At 70.7% G+C, this 14,207-nt stretch carries 12 protein-coding genes; 8 read left to right on the top strand and 4 right to left on the bottom strand.

What is annotated here, in order from left to right; genetic code table 11:
* Nucleotides 1-241: 241 nt before the first annotated feature.
* The 4 genes from HMPREF2833_RS02180 to HMPREF2833_RS02165 all read right to left on the bottom strand — a co-directional run bounded on the left by HMPREF2833_RS02180 (nt 242) and on the right by HMPREF2833_RS02165 (nt 4,631).
* Nucleotides 242-1,381 (bottom strand): bifunctional 2-methylcitrate synthase/citrate synthase, encoded by a 1,140-nt coding sequence (locus HMPREF2833_RS02180; RefSeq protein WP_039101439.1) that lies wholly within the window; start codon nt 1,379-1,381, stop codon nt 242-244.
* Between the two features lie 82 nt (nt 1,382-1,463).
* The gene (prpB, locus tag HMPREF2833_RS02175) at nt 1,464-2,375 is read right to left on the bottom strand and encodes a methylisocitrate lyase (protein ID WP_019310956.1); all 912 of its coding nucleotides are present in this window, start codon (nt 2,373-2,375) and stop codon (nt 1,464-1,466) included.
* 2 nt (nt 2,376-2,377) lie between these two features.
* On the bottom strand, nt 2,378-3,910 hold the full coding sequence (locus HMPREF2833_RS02170; RefSeq protein ID WP_019310957.1) for an MmgE/PrpD family protein: 1,533 nt from the start codon (nt 3,908-3,910) through the stop codon (nt 2,378-2,380).
* Between the two features lie 64 nt (nt 3,911-3,974).
* Nucleotides 3,975-4,631, bottom strand: coding sequence for a GntR family transcriptional regulator (locus tag HMPREF2833_RS02165; protein ID WP_019310958.1), 657 nt, complete (start codon nt 4,629-4,631; stop codon nt 3,975-3,977).
* A gap of 180 nt (nt 4,632-4,811) precedes the next feature.
* Here HMPREF2833_RS02165 and HMPREF2833_RS02160 point away from each other — a divergent pair, with 180 nt between their 5' ends.
* The 8 genes from HMPREF2833_RS02160 (at nt 4,812) to der (ending at nt 14,130) form a co-directional block, all read left to right on the top strand.
* Nucleotides 4,812-6,731: a propionyl-CoA synthetase gene (locus tag HMPREF2833_RS02160; protein ID WP_070636565.1), complete on the top strand. Its 1,920-nt coding sequence runs from the start codon at nt 4,812-4,814 to the stop codon at nt 6,729-6,731.
* A 200-nt stretch (nt 6,732-6,931) separates the two neighbouring features.
* Nucleotides 6,932-7,825, top strand: coding sequence for a ParA family protein (locus HMPREF2833_RS02155; RefSeq protein ID WP_059281121.1), 894 nt, complete (start codon nt 6,932-6,934; stop codon nt 7,823-7,825).
* A gap of 28 nt (nt 7,826-7,853) precedes the next feature.
* A complete protein-coding gene (locus HMPREF2833_RS02150) occupies nt 7,854-8,738 on the top strand; it encodes a segregation and condensation protein A (protein ID WP_070636564.1) in 885 nt (294 codons plus the stop codon).
* A gap of 48 nt (nt 8,739-8,786) precedes the next feature.
* Nucleotides 8,787-9,608, top strand: a complete 822-nt coding sequence (locus HMPREF2833_RS02145) for an SMC-Scp complex subunit ScpB (RefSeq protein ID WP_083310903.1) — start codon at nt 8,787-8,789, stop codon at nt 9,606-9,608.
* A gap of 7 nt (nt 9,609-9,615) precedes the next feature.
* Entirely contained in the window at nt 9,616-10,722 is a 1,107-nt protein-coding gene (locus HMPREF2833_RS02140) for a pseudouridine synthase (protein WP_070636563.1), read from the top strand.
* Entirely contained in the window at nt 10,719-11,837 is a 1,119-nt protein-coding gene (locus tag HMPREF2833_RS02135; RefSeq protein ID WP_070636562.1) for a prephenate dehydrogenase, read from the top strand. Before HMPREF2833_RS02140 ends, HMPREF2833_RS02135 begins: the two co-directional genes overlap by 4 nt.
* Nucleotides 11,837-12,589: a (d)CMP kinase gene (cmk, locus tag HMPREF2833_RS02130; protein WP_059281123.1), complete on the top strand. Its 753-nt coding sequence runs from the start codon at nt 11,837-11,839 to the stop codon at nt 12,587-12,589. The genes HMPREF2833_RS02135 and cmk overlap by 1 nt, the downstream gene beginning before the upstream one ends.
* Nucleotides 12,586-14,130, top strand: a complete 1,545-nt coding sequence (gene der, locus HMPREF2833_RS02125) for a ribosome biogenesis GTPase Der (protein WP_019310971.1) — start codon at nt 12,586-12,588, stop codon at nt 14,128-14,130. The genes cmk and der overlap by 4 nt, the downstream gene beginning before the upstream one ends.
* The last annotated feature ends 77 nt before the right edge of the window (nt 14,131-14,207 follow it).

Here is a 14,207-nt window from a genome sequence, read left to right as displayed (position 1 = left end):
GAGCCACGTGCGGTGGACACGCGACGAGCGGTGGACGAGCCACGGGTGGTGAACGAGTGATGTGCGGTCAACCCGCGATGTGCGGTGAGCGAGTGCGGGGCCCGCGCCCGGGGAGGACGGCACTGTAGACAAGGCGACCCGTGGCCCATCAGAGGGGCCACGGGTCGTCTGCGTGGTGCTGCTCACGAGCGGCGGTGCACCGGACCGGGGGCCCCGCGGGCGTTCCGGTCCGGTGGCGTGCTCAGCTGAGGTGCCGCTCGTCCGGGCCGTTGTAGTCCGAGAGCGGGCGGATCAGGGAGTTGTTCGCGCGCTGCTCCATGATGTGGGCCGTCCAGCCCGCGATTCGCGCGCACACGAAGATGGGCGTGAACGTGGGGATGTCGAAGCCCATGAGCCAGTACGTGGGGCCGGCGGGGTAGTCCAGGTTGGGCTTGATGGACTTGGCCTCGTCCATGGACTTGGCCAGGCCGTTGTAGAGCCCCAGGATCTCCTGGCGGTCGTAGTGCTCCAGCATGCGGAACAGGGCGTCCTGCATGGTGGGCACGCGGGAGTCACCGTGCTTGTACACGCGGTGCCCGAAGCCCATGACCTTCTTCTTCTCGGCCAGCGCCTGGTCCATCCACTCCTTGGCGCGCTTCTCGGCCTCCTCGGCGGTCTCCTCCTTGCGGATCCCGAGCTCCTCGAAGGTGTGCATCACGGCCTCGTTGGCGCCGCCGTGCAGCGGTCCCTTGAGGGCGCCGATCGCACCGGTGACCGCGGAGTGCAGGTCCGACAGCGTGGAGGTGATCACGCGCGCCGTGAAGGTGGACGCGTTGAAGGAATGCTCCGCGTACAGGATGATCGACACGCGGAACGCGTCCACCACCTCGGGGGCAGCTTCCTCGCCGAAGGCCATCCACAGGAAGTTCTGCGCGTAGTCCAGGTCCTCGCGGGGCTCCACGACCTCCTGGCCGTGACGGCGGCGCTGGTCGTAGCAGACCACGGCGGGCATGACCGCGAAGAGCTCCTGGGCCTTGCGCAGCTCGGCCTCGGGGGAGTTGTCCTCCGCCAGGGGGTGCTGGGCGCCGATCACGGACGCGGCGGTGCGGCACACGTCCATGGGGTGGCACGTGGTGGGCAGCTCGTCGATCACGCGCTTGAGCTCGGGGGTCAGGGCGCGGTTCTCGCGCTCGAGGGTGCGGAAGGCCTCGAGCTCCTCCGCGGACGGCAGCTCGCCGTTCCACAGCAGCAGGGCCACCTCCTCCGCGGAGCACTTCTCGGCGAGCTCCTGCACGGGGTAGCCCCGGTAGAGCAGGGAGTTGGTCTCGGCGTTGACCTTGGACACGGCGGTGGCGTCCGCCACCACACCGGCGAGTCCCTTGCGGATTTCGGTATCGGCCACGGTTGATCTCCTTCGACAGCTGTGGACTAAGAACGTGTGATGGTTCCCACCCCACCAGAGTAGGCGGGGTGGGAACGGGGAGTCAGGAGTTCGGGGTGCCCGGCACCTCGAAGTTGAAGACCCCGGAGTCGAACTGGTTGTACCCGGTGTAGTCCACCAGCTCGTAGAGCCGCTTGCGCGTGAGCATGTTCTCCACCTGCGCCTGCTGGGTGCCGTCCTCTCGGATGGTGGTGAGCAGACGTTCGATGGCACCCATGGCCTGGCGCTCCAGGGACACGGGGTAGATGATCATCGACACCCCCGCGTCCTGCAGCTGCTGCCTGGTGAACAGCTCGGACTTCCCGAACTCGGTCATGTTCGCGAGGATCGGGACGTCAAGCGCCTCGGCCATGCGCTCGAACTCCGAGAGGTCCGCCATGGCCTCGGGGAAGATCACGTCCGCCCCGGCCTCGGCGAGCGCCTGGGCACGCTCCACGGCGGCGTCGAAACCGTCCACGCCGCGAATGTCGGTGCGTGCCATCACCACGAAGTTCGGGTCCCGGCGGGCCTCCACGGCGGCGCGGATGCGCTTGACGGCGGTGGCGGTGTCCACCACGTTCTTGCCGTCCAGGTGGCCGCAGCGCTTGGGGTTGAACTGGTCCTCGATGTGGCACCCGGCCAGCCCGGCGTCCTCGAGCTCCTGCACGGTGCGCGCCACGTTCATGGGCTCGCCGAAACCGGTGTCGGCGTCCACGAGGCACGGCAGGTCCGTGCCGCGGGCGATCTGACCGGCGCGGGTGGCGACCTCGGTGAGCGTGGTCAGCCCGATGTCCGGCAGCCCGAGCTCGTTGGCCAGCACGCCGCCGGAGATGTAGACGCCCTCGAAGCCCTGCTCCTGGATGAGCTTGGTGGACAGCGGGGTGAAGGCGCCCGGGAACTGGGCGATCTCCGGTGCGGCGAGCAGCTCGCGGAAGCGCTCACGCTTCTGGGCGGGGGTCACGGTGGTGTACAGCATGATCAGAAGATTCCCTTCGGCGACTTCTCCAGCTCCACTGCGGCGGCGATGTTGAGCTGCCCCAGCTCCCCGGCCTTGAGCTCGGGCAGGCGCTGGACGGTGTCCAGGAAGCGCTCGATCTCCTCGGGGGCCACGAGACCCTCGGCCAGGGTGCGGAACTTGGTGATGTACTGCTCGCGGGCGAACGGCCGCGCACCGAGCGGGTGGGCGTCCGCCACGGCGATCTGGTCCGTGACCACGGAGCCGTCCTTCATGGTGATCTCCACTGAGCCGCCGAACGCCTTCTCCGAGATGTCCAGGGAGTGGTAGCGGCGGGTCCACTCGGGATCCTCCTCCGTGGTGACCTTGTGCCACAGCTCCACAGTGTCCGGGCGGCCGGCGCGCTCCGGTGCGTAGGAGTCCACGTGGTGCCACGCGCCGTCCTGCAGGGCGACCGTGAAGATGTAGGGGATGGAGTGGTCCAGGGTCTCGCGCGAGGCCGTGGGGTCGTACTTCTGGGGGTCGTTGGCCCCGGAGCCGATCACGTAGTGGGTGTGGTGGGAGGTCCTGATGAGCACCGACTCCACATTGGCGGGGTCGGTGACCTCGGGGTGCTCGCGGTGCAGCTTGCGGGCCAGGTCGATCCACGCCTGCGCCTGGTACTCCGCGGAGTGCTCCTTGGTGTACGTGTCCAGGATGGCGCGCTTGGCCTCGCCCGGGGCGGGCAGGGGCACCTCGTAGCTGGCCTTCGGGCCGGAGAGCAGCCACGCGATCACGCCGTCCTCACCCTCGTAGATGGGGGTGGGGGAGGTCTGTCCGCGCATCGCACGGTCCACGGCCTCCACGGCCATCTTCCCGGCGAACGCGGGGGCGTGGGCCTTCCACGTGGAGATCTCGCCCTTGCGGGACTGGCGGGTCTGCGTGGTGGTGTGCAGCGCCTGGCCGATGGCCTGGAAGATCGTCTCGGTGTCCAGGCCCAGCAGGGTGCCGATGCCCGCGGAGGCGGACGGGCCGATGTGCGCGATGTGGTCGATCTTGTGCTCGTGCAGGCAGATGCCCTTCACGAGGTCCACCTGGACCTCGTAGCCCGTGGCGATGCCGCGGATCAGGTCCTCGCCGGTGCTGCCCACGTGCTGCGCCACGGCGAGGATCGGCGGGATGTTGTCACCGGGGTGGGAGTACTCCGCGGAGAGGAAGGTGTCGTGGTAGTCCAGCTCGCGCACGGCCACGCCGTTGGCCCACGCGGCCCACTCGGGGGACACGGCGGCGTCGTCCTCCGGGGCGCCGTAGAGCAGGGAGCCCTGGCCGGAGAACCCGGCGTTCGGCACCACCTTGTGGCACAGCGCCTGGGAGCGCGCGGAGACGATCGGGCCGCGGTTCAGGGAGGCGATGGCCACGGAGGCGTTGTCGATGATCCGGTTGATCACCATGTCCACCACCTCGGGCTCCACGGCCACGGGGTCGGTGGCCACGGAGGCGAGCTTGTGGGCCAGCTGCTCCTCGCGGGGCAGCTCTTCCTTGGAGGAGTACGTGCGCACGGTGTGTGTGACGGTCACGGGTGTTCCTTTCGGTGCGTGGTGCGTGGTTTTCGACGTGGTCGTGGTGCCGCTGGGCGGCCGCTCAGGAGGCCACCGGGACGGCGGCGAGCTCGGGGGTGCGCAGGGCGTTGCCGAGCGCGTTCTTGAGGTGGACGCGGGTGGTGGCCACGGCCAGGGCGGCGTCGCCCTCCGCGATCGCGCGGGCGATGGCCTCGTGCTCCGCGGCGGCGACGGCCAGACGGCGCGGGTTGGACGTGGACAGCCGGCGGACCCGCGCGAGGTGCAGCCGCACGTTGGCCAGCGCCTGCTGCAGGTAGGGGTTCTGCGCGGCGGCGTCGATCTCTGCGTCCATGCGGTCCACGAGCTCGTAGTACGCGACGTGGTCCGGATCGCCGGTGAGCGTCTCCGCGATGTGCGAGAGCTGCTCCGCGAGCTCCCGGAAGGTCTCGCGGTCGCCGCGCTCGGCGGCCAGCTCCGCGGCCCGGCAGTCCAGGGTGTCCCGCAGCTCGTACAGCGCGCGGACGTCCTCGGAGGAGATCGCGCTGACGACGACGCCGCGGCCGTTGTGCGGCTCGGTGAGCCCGTCCGCGGTGAGCCGGGACAGGGCCTCGCGCACCGGAGTGCGGGAGATCCCGAGCCGCTCGGAGAGATCCACCTCCCCGAGCACCTGCCCGGGGGTCAGGCGCCAGGACACGATGTCAGCGCGCAGCTCGCGGTACGCGCGCTCTCCAGCTCGCATGGCTCCTCCTGACGTGGTGGTGACCCCATTGTATACACCCAGGGCGCTTGATCCAATCAATCCGCGGAATTACTGGGTTATCGCAGGTCTCGTGTATACACAACCCTTGCCGGGTGTGATGCAGGGCACTAGCATGAAGGTACGCCGATGCCCGCCCCAGCACCACGTCCGGAGGACGCCATGTTGCAGCCCACCTACGAATCCGTCTACCGCGCGAGCGTGGATAATCCCGAGCGGTTCTGGCTGGACGCCGCCGACGCCGTGGAGTGGATCACCCCGCCCGCCCGAGCCCTGGACGACTCCGCGGCCCCCCTCTACCGCTGGTTCCCAGACGGGGAGCTGAACACGTGCGTCAACGCGGTGGACCGCCACGTGGCCGCGGGCCACGGGGAGCGCACGGCCCTGATCTACGACTCCGCGGTCCTCGGGGTGCAGGAGCACCTCACGTACGCCCAGCTGCAGGAGAAGGTCGCCCTCTTCGCCGGCGCGCTCGCGGCCCAGGGTGTCACCAAGGGTGACCGGGTGCTGCTCTACATGCCCATGATCGCCGAGTCGGTCGTGGCCATGCTGGCGTGCGCCCGGCTGGGGGCGGTGCACTCCGTGGTCTTCGGAGGCTTTGCACCCCGTGAGCTCGCCAGCCGCATCGACGACTCCCAGCCGGTGGCCATCGTCACGGCGTCCGGAGGCGTGGAGCCCAAGCGTCGCATCGAGTACCTGCCCGCGATCGAGGAGGCCCTGCAGATCAGCGAGCACGCGCCGTCGGCGGTGCTGGTCCACGAACGGGACGGCTTCACCACCACGGTGGCCGAGGCCCGGGAGCGCTCGCAGGAGGCTGGCGGGCCCGCGTGGCTGTCCTGGACCGAGGCGCAGGACGGCGTCGAGCCGGCCGAGCCGGTGACCGTGGCGGCCACCGATCCGCTGTACATCCTCTACACGTCCGGGACCACCGGAAAGCCCAAGGGCGTGGTCCGCGACAACGGCGGCCACGCCGTGGCGCTGAGCTGGTCCATGGCCAACATCTACGACGTCTCCGCCGGTGACGTGATGTGGACCGCCTCGGACGTGGGCTGGGTGGTGGGCCACTCGTACATCGTGTACGCGCCGCTGCTCGCGGGGGCCACCACGGTGGTCTACGAGGGCAAGCCCGTGGGCACCCCGGACGCCGGGGCGTTCTGGCAGCGGGTGGAGGAGCACGGGGTCAAGGTGCTGTTCACCGCCCCCACCGCGCTGCGCGCGATCCGCAAGGCGGACCCCGAGGGGGACTTCGTCAGGAAGCACGACATCTCCTCCCTGCAGGCCCTGTTCGTGGCGGGGGAGCGGCTGGACCCGGAGACCTACACGTGGGCCTCCACCGTGCTGGGCGTTCCCGTGGTGGACCACTGGTGGCAGACCGAGACCGGGTGGGCCATCTGCTCCAACCCGTTCGGCATCGAGAAGCTGCCCATTGTGGCGGGATCCCCAACGGTGCCCGTGCCAGGGTTCCACGTGGAGATCCTCGACCCCATCGGGGAGCCCCTGGGCCCCGGCGAGGAGGGCAACATCGCGCTGCGGCTGCCGCTGCCTCCGGGCACCCTCAGCACACTGTGGGGCAACGACGAGCGCTTCGTCTCCTCCTACCTCTCGGCCTTCCCCGGGTACTACGCCACGGGGGACTCCGGGTACATCGACGAGAACGGGTACGTGTTCGTGATGGGACGAACCGACGACGTCATCAACGTCTCGGGCCACCGGCTCTCCACAGGGCAGATGGAGCAGATCGTGGCCACCCACCCGGACGTCGCCGAATGCGCCGTGATCGGTGTGAACGACCCTCTCAAGGGCCAGCGGCCTTCCGGGTACGTGGTGCTCAAGACCGGTGCGGAGATCACCCAGGAGCGGCTGGCCGAGGAGCTCGTGACCATGGTGCGCTCGCAGATCGGCCCCGTGGCTGACTTCAAGGACGTGGCCGTCGTCGAGGCCCTGCCGAAGACCCGCTCGGGCAAGATCCTGCGCAAGACCATGCGCCAGATGGCCGACGGCGAGCAGTACACGGTGCCCTCCACGATCGAGGACCACTCCGTGCTGGAGGCGCTGCAGTCGGTGCTGGCGCCCAAGGGCTGAGGTGTCGCGGAGCCCCGGACGGGTGGTGATGTGTTTCATTCGGCGGCTGCTGTCCGGCACCGCACCCGCCTGGCACGGCACCCGTCCCAGGCGGGTGCGGCTCGGCGTCCGCCCCGTGCCATGGCGGTCGCGTCCCACGTGGGCGGTAGGGTAGGACGTCGAGACCCGTACTCCACGCCCAGGAAGGAAGGCCGTCGCCCGTGAGCAACGCCAGTGATGAGAGGCCCCAGCAGAGCCAGGCTGCGGCGTCGGACGCCGTAGGCCCCACCGGTCGGCCGCTGCGGACCTTCCCGGATCCGCCCGAGCTGTCCACGCACGGCCCCGCGCGCATCATCGCCATGGTGAACCAGAAGGGCGGGGTGGGCAAGACCACCTCCACCATCAACCTGGGCGCCGCGCTCGCGGAGCTGGGCCGCAAGGTCCTGCTGGTGGACTTCGACCCGCAGGGCGCGCTGTCCGCCGGTTTCGGCTCCAACCCCCACGAGCTGGACCTCACCGTCTACAACGTGATGATGGACCGCTCCGTGGACGTGTGGGACGTGGTGCAGCAGACCCACGTGGAGAACGTGGACCTGCTGCCCGCCAACATCGACCTCTCGGCGGCCGAGGTGCAGCTGGTCAACGAGGTGGCGCGCGAGCAGGTGCTCGCCTCCGCGCTGCGCAAGGTCGAGGACCACTACGACGTGATCCTCATCGACTGCCAGCCCTCCCTGGGCCTGCTCACCGTCAACGCGCTCACCGCCTCGCACGGGGTGATCATCCCGCTGATCTGCGAGTTCTTCGCCCTGCGCGCGGTCGCCCTGCTGGTGGACTCCATCTCCAAGGTGCAGGACCGCATCAACCCCAAGCTGCAGATCGACGGCGTCCTGGCCACCATGTTCGACTCCCGCACCCTGCACTCCCGTGAGGTCATCGCCCGGATCGTTGACGCGTTCGGGGACAAGGTCTTCGACACCGTCATCAAGCGCACCGTGAAGTTCCCGGACGCCACCGTGGCCGCGGAACCCATCCTCGCCTTCGCCAGCAACCACCCCGGCGCGGAGTCCTACCGCCAGCTCGCCCGCGAGCTCATCTCGCGCGGCGGCGCGCCGTGATCCACGCACGACGACGCCGCCCCGGCGCGTGAGCGGCGTCGTCGCCGTCCCTGCCGAGGCGCCGGGGGAGTCCCACGGCGGCTTCACCGTGGCCCTGGAGAACTTTCAGGGCCCGTTCGACGTGCTGCTGTCGCTGATCGCGAAGCACGAGCTGGACATCACCCAGGTATCCCTGTCGGTGGTCACGGACGAGTTCATCCAGTACGTGCGCGCCCTGCAGGAGGACGCCTCGCCCAAGGCCCTGGACGAGGCCAGCGAGTTCCTGGTGGTCGCGGCCACCCTGCTGGACCTGAAGGCCGCCCGGCTGCTGCCGCGCGGCGACGTCGAGGACGAGTACGACGTGGAGCTGCTCGAGGCCAGGGACCTGCTGTTCGCCCGGCTGCTGCAGTACAAGGCGTTCAAGGAGGTGGCCGGGCAGCTCAACGTCCGCTTCGCCGCCGAGTCCGTGCGGATCGCCCGCCAGGTGGACCTGGACCCCGCGATCACCACGGCCCTGCCCCCGCTCACGTGGACGCTGACCCCCGAGCAGCTCGCGCACCTCGCAGTGACGGCGCTGGACCCGGAGCGCCACGTGCCCGAGGAGGTGGACGTGGCGCACCTGCACGGCGCGCAGGTGCGGGTGGCGGACGAGGCCGAGGTGCTCGCGGACATCCTACGGGACGGGGAGGACCACACGTTCCACTCCCTGGTGGCGGACGCGGAGTCCACGCTGGTGGTGGTGGTCCGGTTCCTTGCGCTGCTGGAGATGTACCGGGACCGCGTGGTCAGGCTTCACCAGGAGGACGTCCTGGGAGCGCTGCTCGTGCGCTGGGACGGCCCGGAGCAGTGGTCCGCCGCATCGCTCAGCAGCGCGTACACGGGCGCCGAGCCGGAGACGGCCCCGAGCGCAGACGGCGAAAACCTGGGAGAATGAGTCCCGCACAGGATCGGTGTGAACCGTACCGAAGGAGATGATGATCGCGTGGCGGAGCAGACACCCCCCACGGCCCCCGCGGCGGAGACGTACCGCGCCGGGCCACCCACCACCCCGGCGGCCCCGGAACGCACGAGCGCACCGTCGTCGGCGGAGGCGGCGCCCATGACCGCCGAGTGGCATCCCGCCGGCATGGCACGCGACCAGCTGCTCTCCGCGCTGGAGGCGGTGCTCATGGTCGCGGCGGCCCCGGTGAGCCTGGCGGAGTTCTCCCGGGTCACGGGTGAGCCCGAGCACCGGGTGCGCAGCGCACTGGAGCACCTCAAGGCCGAGTACGACGGCGTGACCGGAAACACCTCCGCCTCCGCCCAGCCGGGTGCCCTGGCCGGATATGATAAACGGTCGGCCTCCGAATCGTTGGACGGGGTGGAGCACCACGACGGCGCTCCCTCGCCGTCCAGCGCACCCGCACCTCGCGTGCGCGGGTTCGAGCTGCGTGACGTGGCCGGGGGCTGGCGGATCTACGCGCGCAGCGACCACGCCCAGCTGGTCACGGACTTCGTGGTGGAGGGCAGCAGCTCGCGGCTCTCCCAGGCCGCGCTGGAGACGCTGGCCGTGGTGGCCTACCTGCAGCCCGTGTCCCGCTCGCGGGTCTCCGCGATCCGTGGCGTGAACGTGGACGGCGTGGTGCGCACCCTGGTGCAGCGCGGCCTGCTCTCGGCCCACGAACGGGAGGAGTCGTCCGGCTCCGTCCTGTACACCACCACCCCCCTTTTCCTGGAGAAGCTCGGTCTCGGCTCGCTGGACGAGCTGCCGGACATCGCACCGCTGCTGCCCGGAACCGACCAACTCGACGAGATAGAGGACTGAACAACGCATGGCTTCATCACACGGCAACGCATCCCGCGGCGGAGGTGCCCGCGGGCCCCAGGGCCGCGGCAAGGGCTCCAAAGCCGGGCCCAAGGGCGGTTTCCGCTCCGGACCGGGCAAGAAAGGCTCCGGCGACGCCGCCGGGGGCCGCGGCTACCCCAAGGGAGCCGGAGCCAAGGGTCCGGGTGCCGCGCGCGGCAAGGGTCCCGCGGGCAAGGGGCCGGGCAGGCCCAAGGCCGGTGCCGCCCAGAAGGGTCCGCAGAAGCCCCGCGCCTTCGCGGGCGTGGACAAGTACGAGCGCCGCGCCTCGGCGATCAAGGAGCACGGCCCGCACCGGCAGCGTCGCCCCAAGAACCCGCCCGTGGACCGGCTGGAGGTCCACGACGAGAACGGTGTGCGGCTGCAGAAGCTCATGGCGCAGGCCGGTGTGGCCAGCCGCCGCGTGTGCGAGGAGATGATCCAGGACGGACGCGTGAGCGTGGACGGGGAGATCGTCACGGAGCTCGGCGTGCGCGTGGACCCCGCGCTGCAGGCCGTGCACGTGGACGGCATGCGCATCCAGACGGACGAGAAGCTCGTGTACTACGCGTTCAACAAGCCCGCCGGCGTGGTCTCCACCATGGAGGACCCGGACGGGCGCCGCTGCGTGAGCGACTACCTGGACCCGCGCAAGCACCAGCGCGTGTTCCACGTGGGGCGCCTGGACGTGGAGACCGAGGGTCTGCTGCTGCTCACCAACGACGGCGAGCTGACCAACCGGCTCACCCACCCCTCCTACGAGGTGCCCAAGACCTACATGGTCCAGGTGCACGGCCCCGTGGAGAAGGGCATCGGCAACCAGATGAAGGAGGGCATCCGCCTGGAGGACGGCGTGGCCAAGGTGGACGACTTCCGCCTGGTGGACTCCACCCCGGGCCACGTGCTCATCGAGGTGGTGCTGCACTCCGGGCGCAACCGGATCGTGCGCCGCATGTTCGACGCCGTGGACCACCCTGTGGAGAAGCTCGCGCGCACCCACGTGGGCCCCATCGCGATCGGCGACCAGAAGCAGGGCACGGTGCGCAAGCTCTCGCACACCGAGGTGGGCAACCTCCTCGCGTCCGTGGGGATGTGAGCGTGGTTCCCACCGCACCCACGAGCACCGGCCCCGTGCTGGTGGTGGGCTCCGGTCTGCTCGGGGCGAGCATCGGGCTGGGGCTGCGCCACCTGGGGGTGGAGGTCCTGATCCGGGACGCCTCGCCCACCACTGAGGCCGTGGCCCAGGACATCGGCGCGGGCCGCTCCGTCCGCGCACTCCGCAGTGCGGGGGAGGAGCCCCCCGAGCCCGCGCTCGTGGTGGTCGCCGCACCGCCGGACGTGGTCGCCGAGCTGGTCGCCGAGGCGCTGGCCGAGCACCCGCACGCCGTGGTGCTGGACATCGCCTCCGTCAAGGCCCCCGTTCTCGACGCCGTCACGGCGGCGGGCGCGGACCTCACCCGCTACGTGGGCACCCATCCCATGGCCGGACGGGAGAAATCCGGGCCGGTGGCGGCGCGCGGCGAGCTGTTCACGTCCATGCCGTGGGTGGTCTGCCCCGGCCCCGCCACGGGAGCCGCCGCGGTGACCGCGGCCAAGAACCTCGCGGTGGACCTGGGGGCGACCCTGACCGTGATGGAGCCCGCGGAGCACGACGAGACCGTGGCGCTGATCTCCCACCTGCCGCAGGTGATGTCCTCGCTCCTGGCCTCGCGGCTGCAGGAGACCCCGCTGCACCAGCTGTCCCTGGCTGGGCAGGGGCTGCGGGACACCACGCGGATCGCGGGTTCCGACCCGGGGCTGTGGGTGCAGATCCTCTCTGCCAACGCGCAGCCCGTGGTGCGCTCCCTCCACCAGGTCCGGGAGGACGTGGAGCGGCTGATCGCCACACTGGAGGCCCCGGACGCGGACGGTGCACGCCTGGACATTGCCCGGCTGATGGCCGAGGGCAACGCCGGCCAGGCCCGTATCCCGGGCAAGCACGGCGGGGCACCCAAGGCCTTCGCCACGTTCACGGTGGCCGTGGACGACACGCCCGGTCAGATCGCCCGCCTCCTCACGGAGATCGGGGAGATCGGGGTCAACCTGGAGGACATGCGCCTGGAGCACTCGCCCGGGCAGCCCGTGGGTCTCGTGACCGTCTCGGTGGAGCCGAGCCGGCACGCGGACCTCGTCGAGGAGCTGCAGACACGCGGCTGGAAGGTGGTGCAGTGATGAACGCACGGGATGAGAACGCACGGCTGGTCATCGCGGTCGACGGGCCCTCGGGGTCCGGGAAGTCCTCGGTGTCCAAGGAGGTGGCGCGCCGGTTCGGGCTCGCCTACCTGGACACCGGCGCGATGTACCGCGCGGTGACCTGGTGGTGCCTGGACTCGGGGGTGAGCTTCGACGACCACGAGGCCGTGGTGGCCGCCACCGAGACCGTTCCCCTGGAGATGGGCACGGACCCGGACGAGGAGCGCATCCTGGTCAACGGCGAGGACGTCCGCTCCGCGATCCGCGGGGACCTGGTCACGGACAACGTCTCCCGGGTCTCCACGATCGTCCCCGCCCGGGAGGTGCTGGTGCGCATGCAGCAGGACATCATCCGGGACAGCGGGTTCCGGATCGTGGCCGAGGGCCGGGACATCACCACGGTGGTGGCCCCGGACGCGGACGTGCGGATCCTGCTCACCGCCTCGGAGGCGGCGCGCATGGCGCGGCGCGGCCGGCAGCTGGGCGCGGCGGCGTCGTCGAACCTGGAGGCGCAGGTGGTGGGCCGTGACGCGAAGGACGCCACCGTGGTGGACTTCACGAACGCGCAGGACGGCGTGCACCTGCTGGACTCCTCCGAACTGACCATGGAACAGACCGTGCAGGGCGTGATCGACCTGGTCATCCGCGCCACGGACACGACACACGAGGGGGCCGCCACGGCCCCCGACGAGACGGGCGCTGACGCCCCCGAGGAAGCGAGGCAACCATGAGCGCACCCGACGAGCCCACGGTGGACTCCTACGAGCAGTCCGTGCTGGGCGGGGGCAACGAGGACATCTCGCAGCGCCTGGCCGCGATCGACGACACCGAGGCCGAGGCCCGTGCGCAGGCGCTGCGCGAGGGACTGGCCGACTACGAGCTGGACGACGAGGACGCCGCGCTGCTCGCGGACTGGATCGACGGCGAGGAGGACCGGGACGCCCGCCGCCCCGATCCCGTGGTCGCCGTGGTGGGCCGCCCCAACGTGGGCAAGTCCACGCTGGTCAACCGCGTGATCGGCCGCCGCGAGGCCGTGGTGGAGGACACCCCGGGCGTGACCCGTGACCGTGTCTCCTACAAGGCGGAGTGGAACGGCAAGAACTTCACCCTGGTGGACACCGGCGGCTGGGAGCAGGACGCCAAGGGCATCAACAAGCGCGTGGCGGACCAGGCCGAGCTGGCCGTGGAGAACGCGGACGCCGTGCTGCTCGTGCTGGACGTGACCGTGGGCGTGACCGCGACCGACGAGGCCGTGGTGAGCATGCTGCGCCGCGTGAAGAAGCCCATCATCGTGGTGGCCAACAAGGCGGACTCCCCGCAGCTGGAGATCGAGGCCACCGCGCTGTGGTCCCTGGGCATGGGGGAGCCGTTCCCGGTGTCCGCGCTGCACGGCAAGGGCTCCGGCGACGCGCTGGACGCCCTGGTCAAGGCACTGCCGGAGTTCTCCGAGGTGGCCGAGGCGGAGCTCGAGGGCGGGCCGCGGCGCGTCGCCCTGATCGGGCGCCCCAACGTGGGCAAGTCCTCGCTGCTCAACAAGCTGGCCGGCTCGGACCGCGTCGTCGTGGACCCGACCGCGGGCACCACGCGCGATCCCGTGGACGAGATCGTGATGCTCGGCGGGGAGCCCTGGCGCTTCATCGACACCGCGGGCATCCGCCGCCGCGTGCACCTGCAGCAGGGCGCGGACTTCTACGCGTCCCTGCGCACGCAGACCGCGCTGGAGCGCGCCGAGGTGGCCGTGGTGCTGCTCGCCGTGGACGAGGTGCTCTCCGAGCAGGACGTCCGCATCCTGCAGATGGCCGTGGACTCCGGGCGCGCCCTGGTGCTCGCGTTCAACAAGTGGGACACCCTGGACGAGGAGCGCCGCTTCTACCTGGAGCGGGAGATCGAGCGGGACCTGGCCCACGTGGCCTGGGCGCCGCGCGTGAACATGTCCGCCAAGACCGGGTGGCACAAGGACAAGCTGGTCCCCGCGCTGCACACGGCCCTGGACTCGTGGGACCGCCGCATCCCCACCGGGCGCCTCAACGCGTTCCTGGGGGAGATCGTGGCCGCCCACCCGCACCCCGTGCGCGGCGGCAAGCAGCCCCGCATCCTGTTCGGCACGCAGGTGGCCTCCCGGCCGCCCAAGTTCGTGCTGTTCACCACGGGCTTCCTGGATCCCGGCTACCGCCGGTTCATCCAGCGCCGCATCCGCGAGACCTTCGGGTTCGAGGGCACCCCGCTGGAGGTCACCATGCGCGTGCGGGAGAAGCGCCAGCGCAAGCGCTGAGTCCTCACCGTTCCGCTGACGGGCCGTCCTCGGGTTTCTCCGGGGGCGGCCCGTTGCGCTGCCGGGGGGGGGGGGGG

It is taken from the genome of Kocuria sp. HMSC066H03, assembly GCF_001812045.1.
GTDB lineage: Bacteria > Actinomycetota > Actinomycetes > Actinomycetales > Micrococcaceae > Kocuria > Kocuria rhizophila.
The sequence above is the reverse complement of the archived record's forward strand: the minus strand, read 5'-3'. Positions and strand labels throughout refer to the sequence as shown.

Coding starts and splice junctions, on each gene's coding strand:
- prpB (WP_019310956.1), bottom strand. CDS start 2,375: ATGCTGTACACCACCGTGACCCCCGCCCAGAAGCGTGAGCGCTTCCGC.
- HMPREF2833_RS02165 (WP_019310958.1), bottom strand. CDS start 4,631: ATGCGAGCTGGAGAGCGCGCGTACCGCGAGCTGCGCGCTGACATCGTG.
- HMPREF2833_RS02160 (WP_070636565.1), top strand. CDS start 4,812: ATGTTGCAGCCCACCTACGAATCCGTCTACCGCGCGAGCGTGGATAAT.
- HMPREF2833_RS02140 (WP_070636563.1), top strand. CDS start 9,616: ATGGCTTCATCACACGGCAACGCATCCCGCGGCGGAGGTGCCCGCGGG.
- cmk (WP_059281123.1), top strand. CDS start 11,837: ATGAACGCACGGGATGAGAACGCACGGCTGGTCATCGCGGTCGACGGG.
- der (WP_019310971.1), top strand. CDS start 12,586: ATGAGCGCACCCGACGAGCCCACGGTGGACTCCTACGAGCAGTCCGTG.